The sequence below is a fragment of the Cytobacillus oceanisediminis 2691 genome, assembly GCF_000294775.2.
Classification (GTDB): domain Bacteria; phylum Bacillota; class Bacilli; order Bacillales; family Cytobacillaceae; genus Cytobacillus; species Cytobacillus pseudoceanisediminis.
The window spans coordinates 2,858,983-2,882,908 of the sequence record NZ_CP015506.1; the positions used below are offsets into that span (position 1 = coordinate 2,858,983).

General features: G+C 40.6%; 21 protein-coding genes. 6 read left to right on the forward strand and 15 right to left on the reverse strand.

What is annotated here, in order from left to right; genetic code table 11:
* Positions 1–56 precede the first annotated feature (56 nt).
* Entirely contained in the window at positions 57–1,247 is a 1,191-nt protein-coding gene (locus A361_RS14480; protein ID WP_019381288.1) for an ROK family transcriptional regulator, read from the forward strand.
* A 127-nt stretch (positions 1,248–1,374) separates the two neighbouring features.
* Here A361_RS14480 and A361_RS14485 read toward each other — a convergent pair whose 3' ends face one another.
* Together A361_RS14485 and A361_RS14490 are read right to left on the reverse strand one after the other, a co-directional pair.
* Positions 1,375–2,364: an ornithine cyclodeaminase family protein gene (locus tag A361_RS14485; RefSeq protein ID WP_019381287.1), complete on the reverse strand. Its 990-nt coding sequence runs from the start codon at positions 2,362–2,364 to the stop codon at positions 1,375–1,377.
* Positions 2,365–2,450: 86 nt separating this feature from the next.
* Complete coding sequence (locus A361_RS14490; RefSeq protein WP_019381286.1) at positions 2,451–3,734, reverse strand: NAD(P)/FAD-dependent oxidoreductase; 1,284 nt, start codon at positions 3,732–3,734, stop codon at positions 2,451–2,453.
* Between the two features lie 423 nt (positions 3,735–4,157).
* Between A361_RS14490 and A361_RS14495 the strand changes: the two genes are divergently transcribed.
* Positions 4,158–5,675, forward strand: a complete 1,518-nt coding sequence (locus tag A361_RS14495) for a sodium-dependent transporter (protein WP_019381285.1) — start codon at positions 4,158–4,160, stop codon at positions 5,673–5,675.
* The gene (locus tag A361_RS29940; RefSeq protein ID WP_019381284.1) at positions 5,675–5,782 is read left to right on the forward strand and encodes a MetS family NSS transporter small subunit; all 108 of its coding nucleotides are present in this window, start codon (positions 5,675–5,677) and stop codon (positions 5,780–5,782) included. Before A361_RS14495 ends, A361_RS29940 begins: the two co-directional genes overlap by 1 nt.
* Positions 5,783–5,841: 59 nt before the next feature.
* Here the strand turns inward: A361_RS29940 and A361_RS14500 are convergent, their stop codons facing one another.
* From A361_RS14500 to A361_RS14530, 7 genes are all read right to left on the reverse strand, one after another.
* On the reverse strand, positions 5,842–7,161 hold the full coding sequence (locus tag A361_RS14500) for a flavin monoamine oxidase family protein (protein ID WP_019381283.1): 1,320 nt from the start codon (positions 7,159–7,161) through the stop codon (positions 5,842–5,844).
* A 72-nt stretch (positions 7,162–7,233) separates the two neighbouring features.
* On the reverse strand, positions 7,234–8,649 hold the full coding sequence (locus A361_RS14505) for an amino acid permease (protein WP_019381282.1): 1,416 nt from the start codon (positions 8,647–8,649) through the stop codon (positions 7,234–7,236).
* Between the two features lie 71 nt (positions 8,650–8,720).
* Positions 8,721–9,812, reverse strand: a complete 1,092-nt coding sequence (locus A361_RS14510; protein WP_019381281.1) for an aromatic ring-hydroxylating oxygenase subunit alpha — start codon at positions 9,810–9,812, stop codon at positions 8,721–8,723.
* Between the two features lie 193 nt (positions 9,813–10,005).
* A complete protein-coding gene (locus A361_RS14515) occupies positions 10,006–10,758 on the reverse strand; it encodes an amino acid ABC transporter ATP-binding protein (protein WP_019381280.1) in 753 nt (250 codons plus the stop codon).
* 101 nt (positions 10,759–10,859) lie between these two features.
* Positions 10,860–11,516, reverse strand: a complete 657-nt coding sequence (locus A361_RS14520; RefSeq protein ID WP_019381279.1) for an amino acid ABC transporter permease — start codon at positions 11,514–11,516, stop codon at positions 10,860–10,862.
* Positions 11,517–11,570: 54 nt separating this feature from the next.
* Positions 11,571–12,725: a saccharopine dehydrogenase family protein gene (locus A361_RS14525; protein WP_019381278.1), complete on the reverse strand. Its 1,155-nt coding sequence runs from the start codon at positions 12,723–12,725 to the stop codon at positions 11,571–11,573.
* Between the two features lie 107 nt (positions 12,726–12,832).
* Entirely contained in the window at positions 12,833–13,636 is an 804-nt protein-coding gene (locus A361_RS14530) for a transporter substrate-binding domain-containing protein (RefSeq protein ID WP_019381277.1), read from the reverse strand.
* Between the two features lie 249 nt (positions 13,637–13,885).
* On the opposite strand from A361_RS14530, the gene A361_RS14535 reads away from it, so the two are divergent.
* Positions 13,886–14,545: a GntR family transcriptional regulator gene (locus A361_RS14535; RefSeq protein WP_236887884.1), complete on the forward strand. Its 660-nt coding sequence runs from the start codon at positions 13,886–13,888 to the stop codon at positions 14,543–14,545.
* Positions 14,546–14,619: 74 nt separating this feature from the next.
* Entirely contained in the window at positions 14,620–15,819 is a 1,200-nt protein-coding gene (locus tag A361_RS14540; protein WP_019381275.1) for a CdaR family transcriptional regulator, read from the forward strand.
* Between the two features lie 54 nt (positions 15,820–15,873).
* On the opposite strand, the gene A361_RS14545 is transcribed toward A361_RS14540, so the two are convergent.
* Entirely contained in the window at positions 15,874–17,040 is a 1,167-nt protein-coding gene (locus A361_RS14545) for an NAD(P)/FAD-dependent oxidoreductase (RefSeq protein ID WP_019381274.1), read from the reverse strand.
* Between the two features lie 179 nt (positions 17,041–17,219).
* On the opposite strand from A361_RS14545, the gene A361_RS14550 reads away from it, so the two are divergent.
* Positions 17,220–18,506 (forward strand): CdaR family transcriptional regulator, encoded by a 1,287-nt coding sequence (locus tag A361_RS14550; RefSeq protein ID WP_420480829.1) that lies wholly within the window; start codon positions 17,220–17,222, stop codon positions 18,504–18,506.
* A gap of 87 nt (positions 18,507–18,593) precedes the next feature.
* Here the strand turns inward: A361_RS14550 and A361_RS14555 are convergent, their stop codons facing one another.
* Genes A361_RS14555 through A361_RS14575 form a run of 5 tightly spaced genes read right to left on the reverse strand, consistent with a single transcriptional unit; the run spans position 18,594 to position 23,916 of the window.
* A complete protein-coding gene (locus A361_RS14555; protein WP_019381272.1) occupies positions 18,594–19,673 on the reverse strand; it encodes a tartrate dehydrogenase in 1,080 nt (359 codons plus the stop codon).
* A 10-nt stretch (positions 19,674–19,683) separates the two neighbouring features.
* The gene (locus A361_RS14560; RefSeq protein WP_019381271.1) at positions 19,684–20,679 is read right to left on the reverse strand and encodes a hydroxyacid dehydrogenase; all 996 of its coding nucleotides are present in this window, start codon (positions 20,677–20,679) and stop codon (positions 19,684–19,686) included.
* Positions 20,680–20,699: 20 nt separating this feature from the next.
* A complete protein-coding gene (locus A361_RS14565) occupies positions 20,700–21,893 on the reverse strand; it encodes a thiolase family protein (RefSeq protein WP_019381270.1) in 1,194 nt (397 codons plus the stop codon).
* A gap of 45 nt (positions 21,894–21,938) precedes the next feature.
* Positions 21,939–23,111, reverse strand: coding sequence for an acyl-CoA dehydrogenase family protein (locus A361_RS14570; protein WP_019381269.1), 1,173 nt, complete (start codon positions 23,109–23,111; stop codon positions 21,939–21,941).
* Between the two features lie 28 nt (positions 23,112–23,139).
* Complete coding sequence (locus A361_RS14575; protein ID WP_019381268.1) at positions 23,140–23,916, reverse strand: enoyl-CoA hydratase/isomerase family protein; 777 nt, start codon at positions 23,914–23,916, stop codon at positions 23,140–23,142.
* Positions 23,917–23,926 lie beyond the last annotated feature (10 nt).

Here is a 23,926-nt window from a genome sequence, read left to right on the forward strand (position 1 = left end):
ATAAATGGAATATGATTGTAATAGACAAAGAAATTGAGGATTTGAGGAGAAAGATAATGACTTGGAATCAGCAGCTGGTAAAAATGAAAAACAAATCACGCGTTCTGCAGACGATCATCGACCAATCCCCTATCTCCCGGGCTGATATCTCACAGCATTTGGGACTGACTAAAGGAACTGTTTCCTCTTTAGTCAACGAGCTGATAGAAGAACAAATCTGTTCCGAAACAGGACCGGGCAAATCGAGCGGAGGACGGCGGCCTGTGATGCTGCTCTTTAATGAACAAGCAGGATATGCCATTGGAATTGATTTAGGGGTTAACTATATTTTAGGTGTCATGACTGATTTATCGGGGAATATTGTGAGCGAACATTTGAAGCATATGAATAGCATGAGGTATGAAGAAACCATTCTTGTCATAAAAGAAGTTATCCAATCCTTATTGGACTCAACCCCTGAGAGCCCCTATGGCGTGATTGGAATCGGTATTGGAGTGCCGGGAATTGTAAATAAGGAAGGCAGCAATATCCTGCTGGCACCTAATCTGGGCTGGACAGATATCCATTTAAAGGCAGAAATTGAGACAGAGTTTCACCTTCCCGTTATTATCGACAACGAAGCGAACGCCGGAGCATACGGGGAAAAGCGTTTCGGAGCCGGGAAAAACTTTGAGAATCTCATCTATGTTAGCGCTGGAATTGGCATTGGAGTCGGCTTTATTTTACAAAACAGCCTTTACCGTGGCGCTGAAGGATTCTCCGGTGAAATGGGCCATATGGTGATCGATATAGATGGAAAAGAATGCAGATGCGGCAGCAAAGGCTGCTGGGAATTGTACGCTTCTGAACAGGCATTGCTAAACCAGGCAAAGAATATTGAATCATACTTAAAACGGGATGATTTGAACCTGGAGTCATTAGTTGAAACGGCCGAAGAAGATGAGGAAGTAAAGGATCTGTTCCATCAAATCGGCCGATGCCTTGGCATTGGCATAAACAATATCATTAATACATTCAACCCCGAGCAAATCATTATCGGAAATCGCTTAGCAATCGCCAAAGAATTATTACTGGATTCAATAATGGAAGTTGTCAAGACTCATTCCTTAAGATTCAATCAGGAAAACGTAAACATTACATTTGCAGATTTATCGATCTACTCAACAGCACTTGGGGCTTCAGCTTATGCCACAGAAAACTTTCTGAACTCGGATCTGCAGGAGAATTTAAATAAGCAGGAAAATTGATTGACCTATCAAACTCCTGCCGACCTAAAGTAAATCCTTTTTTCATTGTAATTTCTTTTAAAAAAACACCGGATTATTCATACTAGAATAATCCGGTGTCATACTTAAAAGAGTATCATAAATGTTTTTATAGTGAAAAGGAGTAACCTTTTTCTTCACTCAAAGCTTTTCTATATATCTTAGAGGCTGCCATAGTGTCCAGAAACCCAACCCCGACAGATTTATAAAAGGTTATTTCACTTGATTTTTCACGTCCAGCTTTTTCCCCGCATACTATTTCACCAATTTCACCATAAATGAGATGCGTATTCCATTCTCCTTTATTATGCGGAACAAGGAAATCTCCAGCCTCGTGCATGGCTCCTTCCAATGTATCGACAACTACTTTATTGCTCCTGATAAGTGTTAGGGAATCAATCTCTTGCATATGCGCCTGATAGGAACCGATGGCATTAATATGAGTTCCTTCCCTCAGTACAGATCCATTAAATATGGGTGTTGAACTTTTCGTACTGCAGATGACAATATCTGATTGGGCAGCAGCCTCATCGGCAACCGCTTGAATTGTAATGGTCCCCCTCCAATCTGGATACAAAGAATGGATTTCATTTTTGAATACTTCCGCTCGTTCTATTGTGCGATTATATAAAATGATATGTTCTAATTCCATCACAGACATGACAGCTTGAATTTGGCCTGCAGCTTGAGCTCCGCACCCTAATACAGAACAGACTTTTGAATTCTTCCGAGCTAAATATTTCGTTGCCACACCGCTTGAAGCACCTGTTCTTAAGACCGTTAAGTAGCTGGCATCCATTAACGCAACATGCTCGCCTGTACGAGTATCAGTCAGCAGAATCACTCCCTGTAGAACTGGTTTGTCCCCGCCGGAATTGCGGGGAAAAATGCTTACAACTTTAACTGCTGTATAATTTTCTGGTTCAATATAGGAAGGCATATATAAAGTTTCCGCTTCGTATTTAGAATGAGGAATCGACATTCTTACAGGTGTCAGCGTTTTATTCCGTTGGCCATAACTAAATGCTTTTTCAACATCCTGAATACACTCTTCCATTGAGTATAATTCTTTTATCGTTTCTTTACTAATCACTAACATAGTAATTCACTCCAATATGAACTTGTCGTATATTCGTTAATAGAATCAAATATTTTCTCCCCGGAGCTCAGTTTTTTGGCTTCTTTCTACATATTGACAGTTTTATTTTGATTTTCATGTGTTTTCTTTGAAGAAAACCTGTCCAATCTAAACGGAGTTAAATCAATATCTGAATTGCCCTTTGAAATTAGGTCACTCATAGCACTGCCTGTTGATAGTGCCATTGAAATTCCACTCATCGCATGGCCGGACGCGATAAATAGATTATTCAGAGAAGGCACTTTGCCTATTATTGGCAGACCATCGGGAGTCATAGGCCGCATTCCGCACCATGGCTGCTCATCTCCGCGAACTGCTGTACGTAAATATTGAGCCGCAGAACTCTTTAAACTATCAATTCGGCGCTGATCCAGATTAGTATTAATGCCCGAAAGTTCCATTGTTCCCCCGATTCTTACTGAATCATGAAACGGGCTAATCGTCACCCTTGAATCCCCTAAGTAAAGCGGCTGCTGAAACTGAATGGAAGGATTTGAAATGGTGATGCTGTAGCCTTTCCCTGCAGTCATGGGGATGTGCAATCCAGCTTGTCTTAAAACCAGGCCTGCCCAGGCTCCTGAAGTGACAAGAAAGTGATCCCCTTCCATGGTTTGCTCTCGGATTTTAACCCCACTGATCTTGTCCCCTTCTTGGATGAATCCCATTGCTTCCGTATGGGAAAGCACTTCAACCCCATTCGAGATAAGCCAGTCTTTTAGAGCTTTTGTAAGCGTTTCAGGGCGAACATGCCGTTCAGAAGGGAGATAAATGCCTCCAGCCACTGCATCAGAAAGGGCAGGTTCCATTTCTAGTACTTCTTTTTTAGATTTTGCAGCAGGCGCAGGTAAACCAAAGCTCTCAACAATACTATAGTTATCTAGCTTTTCATCAATATAACTTTTGTCTAAGAATACAAAAAGCAGCCCTTTTCGATACATTTCAAATTCCAGACTGCCATCTTGCTCCAGTTCATCGAATAATCTCAAGGTATTTCTGCTCAATTCCAAACCAGCAGCATACCCTTTCTGGTAGGCCTCTTCACTGCAATACCTCCAGAATTGGAGTAGCCAGGGGGACAATGAAGCGAAAATGGATGGCTTAATATATAGAGGGCTATCCCGTTTTAACATCCACTTCAAACTTGCCTTAATCAGACCCGGAGCAGGAACCGGATCGGATAAACTGGGGCACACCCATCCCATATTTCCGCTCGAACATTCCGCTCCGGGTTCACCTTTGTCAATTAATACTACATCCAATCCCTTTTTCCTAAGGAAAAAAGCGCTTGCTAAGCCAATGATTCCTCCGCCAATAACGATAGATTTCGTCATTACCTTCCCCTCCATTATTAGTAATACTTCAAAATAGGATAATACTATAATTGTACAGATAGAATATTCTGAACAAAATGTACAAAATATATGATAAAAAGGGGTTGTAAGCTAAATTTTTTGTGGCATTTTACATTCTAATATGCAGGAATTAAAATACATAGATAAGATTATGGTAATAATAATCTAATCCTAGCTGGAATTAGCAGTATTTTTTGTGAAATTTGCACATAGATAAAGACTTTCATAGATAATATATTTAAAATACAGAATTTTTTAAATAAATCGAATAATCTAGCGATGAAGGAGGGATAATATATAGCTGGTTACTTTGGTGGTTCGATCTATTTATGCAGCACGCACCCTAATTATGTATTAGAGATCCTATGTTTTTGAGGCTTTATAACAAAGGGGTTGTTTTATTTGAAAGAAAACCAGGTAGTTTGGGGTTCAAGGATTGGATTTATATTGGCAGCAATGGGTATGGCAGTGGGTACCGGAAATATTTGGAGGTTCCCGCGAATGGTTGCTGAACATGGCGGAGGTTCTTTCTTAATCGGCTGGGCCATTTTTTTATTTGTCTGGTCATTGCCGCTTATCATGGTTGAAATATTCATCGGAAGAAGAACCAGAATGGGAACGATGGGATCCTTTGGAGAATTTATCGGCAAAAAATTTGCCTGGTTTGGACCTATTATCACGATCGTTTTAGCCGGAATCACATTTTATTATTCTGTAGTAGTGGGATGGACTTTTAAATACTTCATCTTAGCATTACAGGGAACTTTTACAAAAAAAATTGACTCAGCTGCCCAGTGGGAAAACTTTACGGGTCATGCGGCAGAACCAGTCATTTATCACTTTATTGCAGCTGCTCTTTGTGGAATTGTCGTTTTTATAGGGGTTACAAAGGGAATTGAAAGAATATCTAAGATTTTCCTGCCGCTTTTATTCCTCTTACTCATCTTTACTGCTTTCCGCTCCATCACCTTGCCGGGAGCAATAGAAGGGCTTTCATACATGTTTACACCTCAGTGGGAATATCTAGGGAAAGCATCAACTTGGCTTCAAGCTTTATCCCAATCTGCATGGTCAGTCGGTGCTGGCTGGGGATTGTATGCCACATATGCCATTTATACAAAAAAACGTGATGACATTGCCCAAAATTCGTTAACAGCAGGCCTCGGAAACAACTCAGTCGAATTACTTGCCGGTTTAACCATCATTCCAGCTATCTTTGCTTTAGCGCCTTCGCAAGAATATATTACCCAGGCAACAAGTTCAGGCAACACCGGATTAACCTTTATTTATATGGTAGAATTGATTAGCGTCATGCCGCAGACTTATATCTTTGGCGTTGCATTTTTTGGTGCATTGGCATTTGCAGCTTTTACTTCATTAGTTGCAATGGTTGAATTGATTACTAGAAACCTGTCAGACTATGGAATCCGCAGAAACAAAGCAATCCTCCTAACTGTTGTTTTGATTTTTCTTGGAGGGATCCCTTCAGCCATTAATATGAAAGTGTTCAATAACCAGGATTGGGTTTGGGGAGTTGCGCTGCTGCTTTCATGCTTCCTATATGCGTACGCTGCGATAAAATATGGTGTCGAAAAAATGCGTGACGAGATAAATGAAGTCAGCTTCATTAAGATAAACAAATGGTGGGTTTATTCCATTAAGTATTTAATACCCGCTCTGTTTGTCATTGTAACTGGATGGTGGCTATATCAGGGTGTGACATGGTATCCTGACACTTGGTGGAAGCCATTCGAAGAATTTAATGTTGGAACAATAATCCTGCAGCTCGGAATTACTTTCCTGCTTGCATTCGTGCTGCTTCGATTTAATAAAAGATTAAGAAGCTCTGTAATAGAAGAAGGACTAAACGATCAAGAAACTCCGATTCCTTCAAATACAGACATCAAGGAGGAATTATAATGACTGCATCTGCAATAATTATGATGATCTTTACCTTGGGCTTATTCTGGGGGGGCTTTTCCTATATGATTTATAGAACCCTTACAACAGACTACCATGACAAGTAATTAAATAAAAAAGGTGCCAGGTACCATATTTCATGGTTAACCTGGCACCTTTTATTTATTTACTCCGTATGAACATAATGTTTGCTTAATAAATACCTATCTACTTTTCTGCTTACAGTTAATCCGTTCTCTATTGCCCCGTCAATGAAGCCTGCCCAGCCATTTGCATAAGTCGTACCAGCTAAAAACACAGAACCTTCAGGCGTGTTCCACTCTTCATGATAGGCAGTTAACTGTTTGGGTCTCAGCATTGGCCAGGTTTCTTTTGAGAACTCGTCATTGACCCAATCGTGTCCTGTGCTTTCAAGTACTTGTATATCCGGAATCCAGTATTTTAATGCCTCTTCTACCGCTTCCCTGTCGTTCGGATTCAGCTTTGCTGCACTTGGACCAAAACCGACAAGGATGCTATTGCCATCAGCATACCGATCCAAATGAACTGAATTTAAAGAATAGCTGCCAGGGGCTAATGCATCGAATGGCTCTAATTCTCCTTTCACTTTTGCCCACACTTTAACGCCTTTTGAGGTTTGTCCCTCTCTGGAAGATTCCCTTTTTGCTTCTGAAAGCGATGGCTGGAACTCAATATTATTTAGTGTCGATAATGGTACTGTAACGATCACTGCCTTGGAAGCATAACATTCCCCTTCTGCCGTAAAGACTTTAGCAGATCCATCTTCATGTTCAATTCGTCCAACGATAGCAGATAACTTAATTTCCGCACCACTGTCCGCAGCAATTGATTCGATTAACTTTCTGGTTCCATGTTTTATGCGGAAGCTCGAGACCATCGCACTGTGAGTATCCCAGTTTCCTTGGGAAAAAGCCCACCAGCGAAATATCTGTGTAACCGCACCCTCTGCAGGATCTCCGCAATAATCTGATCCAATCCAGCCATGCAGCACATCGAATTCTTCTGTTGTTAAATTGATATCTTTTAAGAATTGCTCTCCAGATACATGATCCATATTCCGGAAACTTTCTGTATAAAGGGGTTCAAATGGATATGGCATATGCTTATTGCTTTCCTTCATGACCCTTTCAACAGTTGCTCTAAGCCTTGCTTTAAACTCATCAGCTGTTGATGAATAAGTTTTTCCGCCTGTAATCCAATACACTTTTTCTGCTTTTGGCCCTGAAGCCAGTTCAAGCCCATATCGTGTAATTTCAGACCATACATGCGGCTGATGCCAATGAACATATGTACCTCCCATTTCGAGGTCTAACCCTAAACGGTGATCCACCCATGTTCTGCCGCCAAGTCTATCACGCGCCTCCAGGACTAATACTTTTTTGCCCAGCATCTTTAACTCCCTTGCAGCAGTCAATCCGGAGAAACCTGCGCCAATGATAATAACATCATAATTTTTTATAGTCATTTTCTTCATTCTCCTCTCAGTTTCATGAAATAAACTGCAGCGCCTTATAGGCGAACTGCAGTTAAAATAATTTTATAGTTCATCCCTCACAGCTGGGGTTACATTCTCTGCATTAATAGGTAATGTGATCTTTTTGCGGGTATACATGAAGTAATAATACACATAGCAAAGGGCTATAAACCCAAAGCCCCAATAAAGAGACGTTCTCTGTGTAGGATCAAAAGCCATAACTGCAAAGATGGACAGACACATGACAATACATAAGATCGGAATAAATGGATATAAAGGGACCTTATATTTTAAATCCTCCACTTTCCCGCCATTTTTCGTATATTGTCTGCGAAACCCTATTTGTGCTGCGGCAATGGCCAGCCATGTAAGTGTGCCGCCAATTCCGCTGACAGCCAGAAGAACTACAAATAATGTATCTGCTGCTACATAACTAGTTAAAAGGGATAACAGTGCAAAACCAAGAGTCACTAAAAGGGCATATGAAGGAACACCGCGCTTATTCAGCTTTCCAAAGACTTTTGGAGCCATCCCTGTTTCTGAAAGCGAATACATGATTCTTGTACAGGCGTAGAGACCCGTGTTTCCGACAGATAAGATGGCCGTTAAGATAACAAAGTTCATAATATCTGCTGCATATGGAATGCCTACCATATCAAAGACTGTTACAAACGGACTTTCCATTACCCCAGCCTCTTGCCATGGAACAATGGCTGATAAAACAAAGATAGCCAGAACATAGAATAGCAGGATTCTAAAAACGATAGTCCGAATGGCTCTGGGAATATTTTTTTCAGGCTCTTCGGTCTCTCCTGCAGCCACACCCATAATTTCCGAACCCTGAAAAGCATAGATCACAGACATCATTGAAATGAATACCCCAACCAAGCCAGCAGGGAATATACCGTCCCCAATGAAATTGGTTAAGTAAGGGGCTGGGGAGCCTTCCATAGAAATAACACCAAATATTGCACCTAATCCGATAATGATAAATAAGATGACAGTAAGGACTTTAATTCCAGCGAACCAATACTCTGTCTCAGCAAAAGCTTTCGTTGTAAGCGAATTAATTGAAAATAACAGAACGATAAAGATTGTACACCAAATCCATGTTTGAACATCTGGAAACCACCTTTTCATCAGCAATCCTGCAGCAACGAATTCAAGTCCGACATACATGGCCCAGCTTAGCCAATAGACCCAGCCGACAACAAAGCCGGTTGCAGGACCAATAAACTTGGTCGCATGCGCCTGAAAAGAACCTGAAACAGGCATAACAACAGACAATTCTCCCAGACAGACCATAGCCAAATACATTAGAAGACCGCCAACAAGGTATGCCATTATTGCCCCTGCGGGTCCAGCCTCCCCTATTGCATATCCCGAACCAAGGAATAGTCCTGTTCCGATAATTCCTCCCAGCGACATCATAAATAAGTGGCGGCTTTTCATTTGCCTTTTTAATGTTGATTGACCCATATTTTCACCCTGCTTTCAGATTAAATTCAATCATTTCACTCGTAAGCGCTTACAATAATGGTGAAAATTTTTTAGTCTACGGCTGCGGCTGTATTTTTAGGAAGCGGCAGTACTCTTTCAAGATCTCTCTGAATCATTAAATGGAAATGATGAACCAGATTTTCGGTGAGCGAGAATCTCCCTTGTGAATAAGCCCCTGTCTCTATCCCTGTTTGTACCATCTCACAAATATCAAGATCTTCTTTTCTAACCAGCTCATCCATTTTCATTAACTCTTTTTCTTCCTCTGTAATCTCATCACCCAAGAAAAACGTTGTGTACACATATTTTGTGGTTTTAGAGTCTATTGGTATCGATTGATGAATGGATAGATTAGCTGGACCCGGATCGAAAGAAAACCATGTATTTGGATAAAGCCAATAATACCTGCCTCCTTGTCCCATCTCAAAGTCCAAATTTTTCCCCTTTAAGGGTGTTCCCTGATAAGAATAAAAATCGGACATGGTCATCTCGTATTGCTTCATATCAAGTTTTGAAACGAGTGTCTTATGTACGATTGAACAATGATCGCACTCGAGATAATTATCAATGCCTATTTTCCAATTTGAACGGCAGATCGTCTCTTTTACGGATACACGCTTTAAGCTTTCCAGGTCGTATTTTGCCACATGCTTGAAAAGATCAGGGTATTGCACTTTCATTGAAACAGCATCCGGATTAAGATTGACAAAAATAAAAGAGTGCATAATTTCCAGTCTAATCATTTTTAAGCAAAAGTCCTGATGATCGAAATGATCGCACCCCTTCATATTCGGAGCTTTGAGGAGCGAACCATCTGTCCGGTACGTCCAGGCATGATAGGGACAAGTAAAAACGGCCTTATTCCCTTCCCCTTCAGCCAGCTTGGAAGCGCGATGAGAACAAACATTATAAAACGCCCGCAATTCTCCGTCCTGTCCGTGACTAATAATAATGGGTCGGTCAGCCACATCAGCCGTAAAATAATCCCCCGGCTTGCTAACTTGACTCATATGTCCTGCATATTGCCAAGTCTTTCTGAAGATTTCTCTTTTTTCCGCCTCCAAAACTTTTGGATCCGTATAAATCCACGATGGCAGTGTATGAGCTTCACTTAAGGTATTACTGACTCTAACTTCTTTCATAATTTTTCCCTCCTTTTACAAATACATCTAAAAATACTAAAATCAGTGTATTAAGTTTATTTTAAATTAAAAATATTCTGAATTATATGTTTAAATTGAACAAAAACAGGGATTATAAAAAAACTTTTTTTGGTTTTTTCATCTAAAAAACTGCAGGCAACTAGGTCTGCAGTTCACTTACTCTTATTATTGACTAATCATTAACTTGCATTAGAAACCGTTTTGTTCGATCTTCCTTCGGGTTGTTAAAAATGTCTTCAGAGTTTCCTTCCTCTACAATTACACCGCCATCCATGAAGATGACTCTGTCAGCTACCTCTTTCGCAAATTTCATTTCATGTGTGACAACTACCATGGTCATGCCTTCATTCGCCAAGTCCTTCATTACCTGGAGAACCTCCCTGACAAGTTCGGGATCTAATGCCGATGTAGGTTCATCATAAAGCATTACATCCGGGTTCATTGACAGCGCTCGGGCTATTGCTACACGCTGCTGCTGTCCTCCTGATAGCTGTGCAGGATAATGGTGACAGCGTTCTCCAAGTCCGACTTTTTCAAGGAGAGTATGCGCTAATTTCGCTGCTTGTTCTCTCTCCATTCCCTGTACAACTATTGGACCTTCCATGACGTTTTCAATTGCCGTTTTATGAGGAAACAAATTAAATTGCTGAAATACAAATCCAGTTCTTTTCCGCAGCTCTCTTATTTCATTTTTACGTGAACGATTTGGCTTACCTCCTGCAGCTATTATTTGAGATCCAATTTGAATGGTACCTTCAGTTGGTTCCTCTAAAAAGGTTAAACAGCGGAGGAGAGTGGATTTACCTGAACCGCTTGGTCCCATCAAGACAACTACTTCACTCTTATTTACAGAAAGGTTTATTCCATGAAGAACTTCCGTTTCTCCGAATCTTTTCTTTAAATTTTCTAATTGTATTACACCCATGATTGCCCCCACTCCTCCGATTTGGCAGAATAATATTATAAATCTTAAGGGCTGCTCTTTTTATAAGAAAATGCACTTTAATTGCTGAAAATCCAATGAAATTATACGGCTACATGCTTGGAAGCGCGTTTTTCAAACCGATCCAATATAGCTGTAAAGAATGCAATCAAAACCCAATAAAGTGCAGCTGCAACCAAGTAAATTGTCAGCGGCTCAAACGTTTTGGCTATTATCAAAGAAGACATTTGCAGCAACTCTGTAACAGTAATGACAGATACCAGGGAAGTATCCTTGATTAAAATGATAAAGGTATTCGACATGGTCGGTATGGCTACTCGTAAGCTCTGCGGCAGAATTGTATGTCTCATGGCCTGGCTATAGGTCATTCCCAGTGATACAGCTGCCTCCATCTGTCCCTTGTCAATTGATAGGATGGACGCGCGAAATGATTCAGATAAATACGCCCCAGCGTTTAAGCTTAATGCGAGAATCCCGGATGGAATGGGATCAAGTTCAATATTTATTTGCGGCAAACCATAATAAATGACAAAAATTTGTACAAGCAGCGGAGTTCCCCGAAAGACAGATACATATGCTTCAGCGGCTTTAACTAATACGGTAATTTTTGAAATTCGTGCCAAAGCCGTAAAAAAACCAAGAAAAAGTGCAATCACAATGGATATCACAGCTAAAAATATAGTCATCAAGGTTGCATATAATAATGGCGGCAAGGCTTCTATTACAATTAAAAAATCCATAAGCACTCCTCCCCTTTAACTATCTTCTTCATCTAGGAATGGACATATTGATCTTTATACAAGGACTTCTTCTTTAAATCTTATGTTTATCCCTAATTCTCCCAATTGCTCCATGAATGAAGCAAAGCGGTCTTTAATAATTAGCTCTTCTACTGAAACAATGCCCTTTTCGGTAATTTTTCCTTCTGCAATCCAATTAGCCAAAAGCATAGCAGGAATAGCAGTGGTTTTTGCCATAGAGGTGATATTGCGTTCATAGTCATAAAAGTCAACCATTTCCCAGGTATATTTCGTTTGGACGCCTGACTTCCGTCCGTTAACTTCGACTCGTAAGACCGTGATATCTTCTTTCGTTTTGCCTTGAAGCTTTGGAGCTAATATTTTTTCAGAGAATGCACGAGGTCTAATTTTCGTTCCATTTATATCAATTGGTTCATCATTAAAAAAACCAAGCTGACTAAGGAACTTCATCCTCTCCCAATGTCCTTCATACCTTACCGTTTTTTCATATAGTCTCTTCACTTTATCTTTTAACGTATAGGCGGTACTATGTGCATCTGTAATGACCGCTTCACACATGCCAACCGGTTCAGGGAATGACATTTTCTCTAATCCGGATAATGCCGGAAGTTCAACCAATTCGCCATTTTCAGCTGCTAATGCAGGTCTTGTATACAGGCCGAGTACGCTTTCGAGCCGGAACACCACTTGGTACCATAAAGGCGGCTGGGGAAACCGCGGAATGCCTCCGCATGTCATAACTGCTTCGTCAGCCTCATCCAGCATTTCGATGCCTTGTGCTGCCAAAAAGTTAGTTATACCCGGCGCAACTCCGCAGCCTGGTACAATAACCACTCCAGCCTCTTTTGCTTTTTGATCAAGCTTTACTTTTTCCTCATACCTGGATCCAACTAAATCTACTAAGTGACATTTTTCTCTGATAGCTGCTTCAATAGCTAATGGACTTAAGGAATGCGGCAAACAAGCCACAGCAACATCCGCATCCTTTAAAACATTTTGTATATCTTCAATTTTTTCAAGAGAAGCCTGTTTCCCATCTACCTTTTGGTTATTGGCTATTTCAACACACTTTTCCACACTGCTTTCAATTACGTCAACGGCAGTAACCGCTGCAATCTTAGGAAACTTTGCCAATTCACATACTACAGTCGTGCCTATCATTCCAGTCCCTAGAACAACAGCCCTCATCATTTTCCCTCCTCTTATAAATACTCTTTATAGGCTCTTCAATTAAATATATCCCTTTAAAGTAAAGACAGGAGAAGAGAAATTCCTGTCTTTTAGGGAGAAATTCTTTAATTTTCTAGCGGTTCCGTTCCAAACCACTTCTTATAGATTTCTGAATAGGTTCCGTCTTCCTTCATATCTGTCAATATCTGATTGACTTCCTTAACAAAATCGTCATTATCCTTTTTAATGGCCATTCCGATTTCATCCTTGTTAACAATGTCACTTGAAATCTTGAGCGGCAGATCATTTTCTTTAATGTTATAACTCATTAATAATTGATCGTTAATGATAACATCCAGACGTTTATTCATTAGATCAGCAATATAATCATTAACAGCCTTATATGTCTTTACATTCGCACCGTCCACACTGTTGGCAACTTCTTCAAAAGTAGTTCCCCCGCCGACACCCACATTTTTTCCTTTGATATCTTCTAATTTAGAGATTCCATCAGTATCTTCTCTTGTTATCAGGACGGAACCAGTCACAACATAAGGGTCAGTAAAATCAACGCTCTTTTTACGCTCTTCAGTAACCGTCATTTGTGCAATCACAATATCAAACTTATCCGATTTCAAACCTCCAATAAGGCTCTCCCATTTAGTAGCAACAAACTCAGTTTCAGCACCTAAGCGCTCGGCTATCTCATTAGAAATATCAACATCAAAGCCATCATATTTCTGATCATCATTCAAAAAGTTAAAAGGTGGATATGTACCCTCAAAGCCGACTTTCAGTACTTTAGACTCCTTAACCCGAGCTAACACACTGTCTGTTTTGCTTCCACCCGATGTTTTGCTTCCTCCGCAGCCAGCGAGCATTCCAGCAATGATCAGAACAATCAATGAAATCAAAAAGCCCTTTTTCATTCCATTTCCCCCTTAATTTCCAATATTTCAGAATGCGAACACAGGCGGCAAAATAAATGTAAGTCTATTTTTAAACACTCTAAAATATTGTTGTTCAAAATTGTAGAACAATCTACAAGAATAGTGTAAACTTAGGTTACATAATTGTCAATATTTTTTGAATATTAAAAATATTATTATACTAATATAAGAATCCTTATTTCAAAAGATGATTAGTTTTATGGAGGTAGATTTATGAAGAAAGTTTCCATGGAAGAAAACGTTTATAACCATATTAAAAAAGCTATACTTGCAAGGAAATTAGCGCCAGGAAAGCAGCTGGTGGAAAATAATCTATCAAACTCTCTGGGTGTGAGCCGTACCCCCATTAGGAATGCGATCAAAAGATTATCAATCGAGGGTCTAGTAGATATCATCCCGAATAGAGGCGCTTTTGTTACGAATCCGACCAAAGAAGAAATGATACAAGCTTATGAATTGAGGGCTAAATTAGAGTATATTGCAGTATGCCAAGCGATGTATTTCTTAACTGAATCAGATTTTAGAGCCATTAAGGAAAATCTTGAAAAAGAAAAAGCTGCACTTTATAACCGCAGCCCGGAAGAATATGTAAGGTATAATAAGGAATTTCATATTAGCATCACACAGAAATGCAACAATAAATTTTTAAACGAGTTTATTTTAAGGCTTATCACTCAGACGAATATCTATCTGATCCTATTTGATGATTTTTTCTCAAACCCTAAACAAGAACCCTATAGTCCTGATGAGCACAGTTTTATACTTTCTCTTATCGAAGATAAGGATACCAAGAAACTGAAAATAGTGTTAGAGAACCATTTTAAACGTGCGATAGACAGCCTGGAAACTCATTATTACCGTTATAAAGAGATTGATGAAATTTTTTAGATAATCAAAAAGCATAGTGCAGTTTTTACAGGTAAAATGAGAAAAGGATTGTGTTTAGAAAGGAATGCAAAAAAATGAAAATCCTTGAAAATATAGCCCAGGACATTGTGGAAAAAACCAGTGAGATATTGGAGTATCCAATAAGCATTACCGATAATGAGGGATACATCATTGGTTCAACGGATCAAAGCAGAATCGGTATTTTTCACCGTCCTTCTCTTGACGTAATTAACAAAAATACCACGGTGGTCTGCAGGAATGAAATTGAGAAAAAAATTCTTCCCGGTGTATCTGCTCCTTTAAAGTTTAATAACAAAGTAATTGGTGTACTTGGTATTGTGGGCAATCCCGCTGAGGTCGAGAAATATGTACAGCTTGTCAAAAATCAAGTTGAAATGATGTGCCAGGATGCTTTCCGAAAAGAAATAGTGGAGCTGGAAGAAAAAATGGCAGAAATGCTGGTTCATCAGCTTATTCACTATATAGACTCTGAGCAAGAAGAAAAAGAGCATATTTCCCAGTATGCGAAACTGCTCAATTTCGATCTGACCATCAATCGTGCCTGTATTATTATTGATATCACTAACCCTCCATCAGGTGACCGTAACCTTTTTGGGGATCTTTCGTTTCAATATTTCCCAAAAGAAGTGCTGAGCTTTTTAAAGTTAATTTTTCAGGAAAATGACAATGATATCGTGTCTTTACTGGACTTCAAACGTTTCATTATTTTTAAATCCATGCCCTTTCCCCAGTCATTTGCATCTTTCCTGGGAAAATTGGATGAGAGGCTGGAAAAAATCAATTCATTTCTTGACGCTAAATACAGTGTTTCTGCAAAGCTAGGTGTAGGAGATGTTCAAAATGGCCACAAGGGGTGCTCTGAATCTTACCAAAACGCTATGAAAGCATTGGATATCGGACTGGGGTTTCAAGATCACTCTCATATTCATTTGTATAATGAGCGGGAAGCCATGCTAAGTCTTTTGCCAAGGGAGCTTTCCCCTGCCTATAAGCAAAAACTCTTAAACCTAATATCTTCTTTAAGAGAGCAAGATAATTATGAGGTGTTAGCCTCTACCTTTACTGGATTCTGCAAGTACAATATGAACTTGAGTGAAGCATCAAGAAACATGTTTATCCACCGGAACACCATCATTTACAGACTGGAAAAAATCAGCGAAATCACTTCCCTTAACACCAGCAGCTTTGAACATTGCATGCTTCTCTTTACTGCCATCAAATGCTATGAAGAAATGCGGGCATCCTCCCGATGATACATTCCTAAAAAACACCTTCAGTAAGAGCCTTGCTCCTACGAAGGTGTTTTATTAATAAATCGCATCTTCGATAATAAGGTCTTTTTCTGCAAAACGTTCCACTCTTAATGGAGATAAGTCCAGAGTTTCGAAGTTTCCCGTCCGGATCAGCTCAGACAGACACTTTCCGACTGCAGGAGCCTGCTGCATGCCATGTCCGCTGAAACCAAAAGCAACATAGTAGCCTTTCATTGCAGGGTATTCACCAAGAATGGCATTATGGTCTTCCGTGTTAAAATCATACAGTCCTGTCCAGCCTCTTTCGATTTTAGCATGCTCGAAATTCTTGATCCGATTTGCCAGCACCGGCCAGATATGTTCCTCAAAAGCAGATCTTCTCCATTTAAAGTTGATGCCAGGCTCAATTTCCTCGGCATAGCCGGATATGAATTTTTCCCCTTCATGCCGGAAATAAACACCTGTCGGGTCCATCGTTAATGGGAGATAGTTTTTAAGCGGTTCCTTAATATCGAATTGAAAAATTTGTCTGGGAAGCGGTACAACAGGAAGCGGCAGTCCAGCTTTATCTCCCAATATGGAAGCCCAGGCCCCTGCACAATTCACCACCACGGGAGCATGATATTCCCGGCCATCAGCAAGTTTGATGCCCTTCACTTTCCCTGTTTCAGTAATCAGATTGTCCACTTCATCGTAAATATATTCTGCACCAAGCTTTTTGGCATATTTCACATATCCCAGCATCACAGAATATGGATCTAAATAGCCGCTTTCACTGCAATACAATCCTCCTGCGATATCATCTATATTAAGCTCTGGGATAATATTCAAAAGACTTTCCCCTTCAAGAAGCTGAGAAAGTATACCATGTTCATTTTGAAGCTTTAAGTGTTTTTCAAAACGGGGCATCATTTTGTCAGTGGCTAAAAATAAGTAGCCCCTTTGCTTAAAATCAATCTCTGCTGTTTCACCGTCAATGGACATGTCCTTTGAAAAATCTTTGTAAATCTGAAGGCTGTATTTGCTGAGCTGCATATTGATGACGGTAGTATACAGCTGCCTGAATCCTCCAGCACTCCTTGGTGTCGAAGCAAATTCATATAGCCCATCTTTCTCAAATACAACAATCCTACCTGTGAATCCATCGTTTAACAAATTATAAGCAATGCTTGAACCGATGACTCCCCCGCCAATAATAATAATATCCGCATGGCTAGACAATTCGCTTCCCTTCCCTTCTTTCTAGCATTATATAGTTATAATGTTACTAATTAGAAGTCTGGGATGCTATGTGCAAAATTCACAGAAAAAGAATATTTAGAAAATTTTTAATTGTGTATTTTAACAAGGATTTTATCTTATTGTAGAAGAATCTATTAATAATTAGCATATAAAGGGTGATGCATTTGAGTTTTTTAAAAGAAATCTCACAGTTAATTGTAGAAAACACCTCCAATATAATAGAATATCCTATTAGTATCAGCGACAATAAAGGCATCATTATTGGCTCTAGTGATACCAGCCGATTAGGAAGTTTTCATCAGGCTTCTCTTGAGATAGTGGAGCGAAAAACAACCATTGCTTATGAGATAAACGAAGTAAAAAAACTCAATAACGTATTGCCGGGTGTAGCAGCCCCAATCATGACCAATCATGAACCTATTGGAGTTCTGGGGATTGTAGGAGAGCCTGCTGAGGTGCGCAAATATGCACAGTTGGTAAAAAGCCATGTGGAATTAATGTGCCATGAGTACCTAAAAAAAGAAATGACTGCGATTGAGTCAAAAACCTTGGATAACTTGATACGTTATCTTTTAAACTCTCAAAAACCTGAGGATTTGGAATACAGCATAAGATATGCCAAAATGCTGGGGTTTGATTTGGAGCCGGACCATAGCCGCATCTGCTTATTAATCGAGTTCGAAATAGGCATGGACTCCAGCCATTTAGCCAAAGACGGACAGACCTGCGATAAGTATTCCTGGCATTTTCTGCAAAATAATTTTTCCGAAATACTAAGTTATTATTTAATGGATAGTAAAGAAGATATCCTTTCGCCTCTGACACTTGATCAATTTCTGCTGATTAAAGTTATGAATAAAGATGAACCCCAAGACCTTTTTATCAAAAGATTAGAACATAAGATTCAAAGATTACTTCGTTATTTAGAGAAAGAAAAGAATTGTACAGCGAACATTTCCATCGGCAGCGCCAATAAAGGAGCGCTTGGAATAAAAGTTTCCTATCAAGCAGCTTTACAAGCATTAACTGCTGGAAAACAATCAAACCGCTCTCCAAAAATTTTCTACTATAATGATTGGAACATTATATTTGAACTGTTGGGAAATGGCTTAAATCAATATGTAAATGAGAGATTAAAGGAAAAATTGGAAGCTTTCATTAATCATGTAAATTTTCGCACCCTCGCTCAAACCTTCATGGCTTATTGCAAATGCAACATGAATATGAGCGAAACTGCACGAATGCTGTTTCTCCATCGAAACTCACTTGTATACCGCATGGAAAAAATCAATGAACTTACCAGCCTGGATATCTCAAGGTTTGATCACTGTATGCTGTTATTTTTCGCGATAAAAAACTCAGGCATATCTGCAGCAAGGCTGCAGGAAACAAAGAATCCCCTGGTACCGGGGCATGCTGAAGATGCGGCCCTCTCCTCCAAATAGTTTCACTATTAAATCAAAAAAGCAGCAAATAATTTTTGCCGCTTTTTTTCATTCTTTGTCATTAACTTTAAAATACCTTGTGCATGACTAAGCTAGACGCTCTTTCAATTTCTTGCAGATATAATCGCCAACTTGCTCTGTCGTCGCTGTACCTCCCAGGTCCGGAGTCAGCACTTCCTTTTCTTGTAAAACATCTTCCATGGCATCAACTATGACTTTTGCTGATTCTTTCTGGCCCAAGTGATCAAGCATCATACTTGTACACCAGATAGATGCAAGCGGATTTGCTATTCCTTTACCGGCTATATCCGGTGCCGAACCATGAACAGGTTCAAACATCGATGGATATTTCTTTTCAGGATTGATATTGGCAGAAGGGGCAATGCCCAAGCCTCCCACAATGGCTGCCCCCAGATCTGTTAAAATATCACCAAATAAATTGGACGCAACCACAACATCCATGGTCTCTGGCTTGCTGATAAAAAAAGCTGCAAGCGCATCAATATGGACAGTATCGCTTTTAATTTGTGGATACTCATGATTAATCCGTTCTACATATTCGTCCCAAAATGGCATCGTGTGGTTTATGCCGTTTGACTTTGTAGCTGCTGTTACATGCTTCTTTTTGCCTTTCTTATCAGCAAGATCAAACGCATATCTCAGAACCCTTTCTACTCCCTTGCGCGTAAACACACTGGTTTGCATCGCCATATCGAGATCTGTTCCTTCGTACATCCTGCCTCCGATACTGGAATATTCTCCTTCATTATTTTCTCTAATGACAATGAAGTCGAGCTGTTCAGATGTTTTTCCCGCTAACGGAGAGTCAAGGCCCTTTAAGAGCTTCACCGGACGCAGGTTGATATATTGTTCAAAGTGACGCCTGATCGGCAGCAATAAGCCCCAAAGCGATACATGGTCGGGCACTCCCGGGTAACCGACTGCTCCCAGGAAAATAGAATCAAAGTCTTTCAATTGTTCCAGGCCATCTTCCGGCATCATTTTGCCATGGTTCGCGTAATATTCACAGCTCCAATCAAACTCTTTATAAGTTAAAGAGAAGCCGCCATGCAGATTGCATATCGCATCTAACACTTTCTTCCCTTCCCGTACAACATCCACTCCGATGCCATCACCAGGAATCAGGGCGATTGAATAATGATTCATGCTAAGGCTCCTATTCTATAATTTTTGAAATTAAAACTTCAGGATTCGCAATATATTCAGGTCTCTTTCCATTAAGTACTTTAATTACATTTTTGGCAACGGTAACAGATGTAATGAAATTGCACTCAGCCGTTGTACCGCCTACATGCGGTGTAAGCACCACATTTGGCAATGAAAGAAGCGGAAGATCTTTGGACGGAGGCTCAGGATCAAATACATCCAATCCAGCGCCGGCGATTCTTCCATCTCTTAATGCTTCATATAGATCATGCTGATTTATAACCGCACCCCGGGCTGTATTGATTAAATAAGCGGAGGGCTTCATGATCGAGAACAGTTTATGATCAATTGAATGCCTTGTTGATTCATTTAAGGGAATATGCAGAGATACAAAATCTGATTCTTCGAACACTTCTTTCATATTTGTATGAATTCGAATGCCCAGTTTCTCTGCCAGCCCATGTTTATCAGGTTTATATTCCCTCACCCAGGCTGTTACATCCATTTCTAAGCCAAGCTTTAAACGTTTAGCGACTTCCTGCGCAATATTGCCAAAGCCAATCAGACCCGCTTTTTTGCCTTTCAGTTCCTGAGGGATGAGATAATTTCGTGAATTGTAATCTCCTTGCCTCATCTTCTCATTAAGCGGGATAACCGACTTAGCCAGTGCCATAACAAGCATGACTGCATGTTCAGCAGTCGAAACTTTATTGACAGACGGTGCATGAAGGATAGGGATCCCCTTTTGCGATGCGTAATCCACATCAATGTTATCAAGCCCTACTCCTGCACCAGAAATGACTTTTAAGTGAGGATTTGCATCAATGACTTCTTTAGTAATTCGAGCAGGGGCTCTCAAAACAATACCTTCCACTTCCTTCACCATCTCACATAAATGGTCAAGACTGTAATTGTCTGTTTGAATTACATCTCCACCTTCACGCAGAAGCTTTTCTCCTTCTGAATGATACATCGGAAGGATTTGCAAAATTCTCGGTCTGCCCATGTAATTGTCCCTCCAGCAATTTAAACTCGTAAATTTTCAACAATCGTGGCAATTCCTTGACCGCCGCCAATACAAGCAGTGATTAAACCATAGCGGCCGCCTCTTCTTTCGAGCTCATTCATTATTTTGACAGTCAAAATGGCTCCTGTTCCTCCAATAGGATGTCCTAAAGCAATAGCACCGCCATTTACATTTAATTTACTTCTTTCTATATTGAGTTCCTTGACAACAGCCAGTGCTTGAGCAGCAAAGGCTTCATTCAGCTCTATTAGGTCAATGTCCTCAAGAGTCAGCCCTGCAAGCTTAAGCGCCTTCATAACAGCTGGCACTGGCCCAATCCCCATTATTTCCGGTGAGACTCCGGCAGCCGCTTGTGCAGCAACCCTCAAACGCGGTCTAAGGCCTTTCCTTAATGCTTCGTCCTCGGCCATCATCACCAATGCTGCAGCTCCATCGTTGCGTCCGCTCGCATTTCCAGCCGTGACACTGCCGCCCTGCTTAAACACAGGCTTTAAAGATCCAAGCTTTTCAAGACTCGTTAAGCGGGGATGCTCATCCGTATCAAATATAATCTTTTCTTTTTTCAATTTCACTTCATATGGAATAATTTCGTCTTTAAACTTCCCTTGCTGAATAGCGGCTGTAGCCTTTTGCTGACTTTCAAGGGCAAATTCATCCTGTTCTTCTCTGCTGATATTATATTTTTCAGCGAGGTTCTCAGCTGTCAGTCCCATTGTCAGGTTACCGTATACTTCAATCGGCTGTGCCCTTGGCTGGCTTTCTGTATTCGGGTCTACGATTTCTGCATTTCCTGCACCATACCCATATCTTGCTTTTCTTAAATAATATGGAGCAGTACTCATGCTTTCCCCGCCGCCAGCAAGAACAATGTCAGATAATCCGCACTGAATCTGCTGTGCTGCGTTATTTATCGCCTGCAATCCTGAGCCGCACTGGCGGTGAACGGTATATCCCGGCACCTCGACAGGAAGTCCGGCTCTTAAAGCTGCCAGCCTGGCTAAATTGGGGACATCTGAACTTTGTTTCGCATGCCCCCAAACCACTTCATCCACTTCTGAACCATCCAGCTGGCTTCTTTGAAGCGCTTCTCTCATAACTCTTTCTGAAAGAAAATCAACCTCTATATCCTTCAGTGTACCGCCCATTCGTCCTATGGCAGTTCGAACACCATCAATTATAACTGCGTTTCTCATCATTTCCCCCCTGTTAGATGTGAAGTAATCTCTAAACGAATAGGCTTATCGACTGTTCACAGGCAATTTTTTATGAAACTCCCGGTCCAGTTCGCTGGCAATAATATTTTTTTGAATTTGGCTTGTGCCTTCATAAATTTTTGTGATTCTCGCGTCCCGGTAAAAACGTTCAATTGGATAATCCTTCATATAGCCTATGCCGCCGTGTATTTGAACAGCTAAATCGGCCACACGATTATATACCTCAGATCCATATAACTTTGCCATGGCTGCCTCTTTGACAACCCGCTTTCCCTGGTCAGCCATCCAGGCGACCCGATAAGTCATGGAACGGAGCACTTCAATTTCCAAAGCCATGTCTGAAAGCATATGCTGAACAGCTTGCTGTTCAAAGATCGGTTTGCCGAACTGTTCTCGCTGCATGGCATAGCTCATGCTGAGTTCAAGCAGCTTTTCACATGAGCCAAGGTTTCTTGCTGCAAGCCCAGCTCTGCCATTTGCGAGAATTTTAAGTGCGTTCACATATCCTCTGCCTTCTTCTCCAAGAACATTTTCTTCAGGCACCTCACAATTTTCAAAGAACAGTTCAGCTGAATGGGAACCGCGAAGGCCCATCTTCCGTTCCACTGCACCAACAATAAATCCGGGAAAGTCTTTTTCCACAATAAATGAAGTGATTCCTTTTGCCCCTTTGCTCGGATCGGTGACAGCCATCACAGTAAAAACATTTCCGCAGACAGCATTGGTAATATAATGTTTAGAACCGTTTAATATATATTTATCTCCCTTTTTTTCTCCCTTCGTCTTCAAATTCGACGCATTTGAACCTGCACTCGGCTCAGTTAGCGCAAATGCACCAATCCATTCACCGCTTGCCATTTTAGGAAGATATTTTACCTTTTGTTCTTTCGTCCCCAGCTCGACAATTCCCGCCGTACCGATGCCTGTATGGGCGCCGATTAACGTGGTGTATCCATTATGGGTTTTACCCAGTTCTTCATAAATGGCGCATTTCCCAACCCAGTTTAGCCCTAATCCGCCATATTCCTCAGGAATACTTAATCCAAATAGTCCCATTTCCTTGGAACTCTCAACGATATGGCTTGGGATTTCATCATTCTCCTCTATTTCCATCGCTACCCGCTCTACTTCTCCTTGTACATAGTCTCCAACTGCTTTTTTTAGAAGCTGAATGTCCTCTGAAAATGAAAAATCCATCACTCTTTCCCCCTAATTGCATTCTTGGTTATTTACCTTTAAATTGTGGTGTTCTTTTCTCCAAAAAGGCTTGTGTTCCTTCCAGTTTATCTTCCGATCCGATTAATATGGTCTGGGCAAGCTTTTCCAAATAAAGCGCAGTTTCCATTTCCATGTCTGCCCCGCGATTAACGGCTGCCTTTGCCATTCTTACTGCGAGAGGCCCTTTTAAACTTATTCTTCTGGCATATTCCTTTGCTGTATCCATAAGTTCCTCTAGCGGAACGGCTTTGCTGATCAAATTGAATCTTTCAGCTTCTGCTGCAGTGATAACATCACCAGTTAAGATCAATTCCATAGCTTTGCCTCTTCCAATAATTCTGGACAGTCGCTGCGTACCGCCGGCACCTGGCATAATTCCTAATCCCACCTCGGGCAGCCCAAGCTTAGCATTTAAAGAAGCTACACGAATATCACAGGCAAGCGCAAGCTCCATTCCACCTCCCAGAGCAAAACCATTTATTGCTGCAATAGTCGGCTTTTCATAGTCCTCAATTTTCCGGTAAGTTGCTGTCATATTAGGCTTGAGAGCATCAATCATGGTCCTTTTGTTTAACTGGCTTATGTCTGCACCAGCTGCAAAAGATTTTTCACCAGCACCTGTAAAAATGATGACACGGATGTTTTTATCGTCTCTAAATACATCCAGTGCTGATTCTATTTCCAGCAGGGTATCTGTATTTAAGGCATTCCTCAATTCAGGACGATTAATAATAATAAAACCAATACCTTCTTCTTCACGAACCAAAATATTATTAAAATCCATATTTAGCACC

Bases quoted from the DNA above. Each gene is read 5' to 3' on its own strand.
- A361_RS14480 (WP_019381288.1), top strand. From the start codon at position 57: ATGACTTGGAATCAGCAGCTGGTAAAAATGAAAAACAAATCACGCGTT.
- A361_RS14485 (WP_019381287.1), bottom strand. From the start codon at position 2,364: ATGTTAGTGATTAGTAAAGAAACGATAAAAGAATTATACTCAATGGAA.
- A361_RS14490 (WP_019381286.1), bottom strand. From the start codon at position 3,734: ATGACGAAATCTATCGTTATTGGCGGAGGAATCATTGGCTTAGCAAGC.
- A361_RS29940 (WP_019381284.1), top strand. From the start codon at position 5,675: ATGACTGCATCTGCAATAATTATGATGATCTTTACCTTGGGCTTATTC.
- A361_RS14500 (WP_019381283.1), bottom strand. From the start codon at position 7,161: ATGACTATAAAAAATTATGATGTTATTATCATTGGCGCAGGTTTCTCC.
- A361_RS14505 (WP_019381282.1), bottom strand. From the start codon at position 8,649: ATGGGTCAATCAACATTAAAAAGGCAAATGAAAAGCCGCCACTTATTT.
- A361_RS14510 (WP_019381281.1), bottom strand. From the start codon at position 9,812: ATGAAAGAAGTTAGAGTCAGTAATACCTTAAGTGAAGCTCATACACTG.
- A361_RS14515 (WP_019381280.1), bottom strand. From the start codon at position 10,758: ATGGGTGTAATACAATTAGAAAATTTAAAGAAAAGATTCGGAGAAACG.
- A361_RS14520 (WP_019381279.1), bottom strand. From the start codon at position 11,516: ATGGATTTTTTAATTGTAATAGAAGCCTTGCCGCCATTATTATATGCA.
- A361_RS14525 (WP_019381278.1), bottom strand. From the start codon at position 12,725: ATGAGGGCTGTTGTTCTAGGGACTGGAATGATAGGCACGACTGTAGTA.
- A361_RS14530 (WP_019381277.1), bottom strand. From the start codon at position 13,636: ATGAAAAAGGGCTTTTTGATTTCATTGATTGTTCTGATCATTGCTGGA.
- A361_RS14535 (WP_236887884.1), top strand. From the start codon at position 13,886: ATGGAAGAAAACGTTTATAACCATATTAAAAAAGCTATACTTGCAAGG.
- A361_RS14540 (WP_019381275.1), top strand. From the start codon at position 14,620: ATGAAAATCCTTGAAAATATAGCCCAGGACATTGTGGAAAAAACCAGT.
- A361_RS14550 (WP_420480829.1), top strand. From the start codon at position 17,220: ATGCATTTGAGTTTTTTAAAAGAAATCTCACAGTTAATTGTAGAAAAC.
- A361_RS14555 (WP_019381272.1), bottom strand. From the start codon at position 19,673: ATGAATCATTATTCAATCGCCCTGATTCCTGGTGATGGCATCGGAGTG.
- A361_RS14560 (WP_019381271.1), bottom strand. From the start codon at position 20,679: ATGGGCAGACCGAGAATTTTGCAAATCCTTCCGATGTATCATTCAGAA.
- A361_RS14565 (WP_019381270.1), bottom strand. From the start codon at position 21,893: ATGAGAAACGCAGTTATAATTGATGGTGTTCGAACTGCCATAGGACGA.
- A361_RS14570 (WP_019381269.1), bottom strand. From the start codon at position 23,111: ATGGATTTTTCATTTTCAGAGGACATTCAGCTTCTAAAAAAAGCAGTT.
- A361_RS14575 (WP_019381268.1), bottom strand. From the start codon at position 23,916: ATGGATTTTAATAATATTTTGGTTCGTGAAGAAGAAGGTATTGGTTTT.